The organism is Phaeobacter sp. SYSU ZJ3003 (assembly GCF_041300735.1).
In the GTDB taxonomy this organism is placed as follows: Bacteria; Pseudomonadota; Alphaproteobacteria; order Rhodobacterales; family Rhodobacteraceae; genus Phycobacter; species Phycobacter gallaeciensis_A.
In genome coordinates this window covers 1-217 of record NZ_PXNU01000166.1, presented here as the reverse complement: position 1 = coordinate 217, position 217 = coordinate 1, and the positions used below count along the sequence as shown (strand labels likewise).

Sequence of the window (217 nt, the reverse complement as noted above, 5' to 3'; positions counted from 1 at the left end):
GGTCCGCGAAGGCACCCGGTTCCTGACTCCAAAGGACCGTGAAGCCATCGCCACCTATCTGCTCGACGCTGATGGGGGAGCGGCCGAATGAACGATGTGGATGCAACGCGCACCATTACCTTTGCCGCCGACAATCCCGGTGACAGGTTGTTGCACTGCCACATGCTCACCCATGCGGCCTCGGACATGAAGACATGGGCGCGGGTCACATGAGGGG

Annotated in this window: 1 pseudogene; it reads left to right on the top strand. The window is 61.8% G+C overall.

The features are described from left to right. Nucleotides 1-105: 105 nt before the first annotated feature. A pseudogene (locus C6W91_RS21250) lies at nucleotides 106-213 on the top strand (multicopper oxidase domain-containing protein); the annotation flags it as partial. Between the last annotated feature and the right edge of the window lie 4 nt (nucleotides 214-217).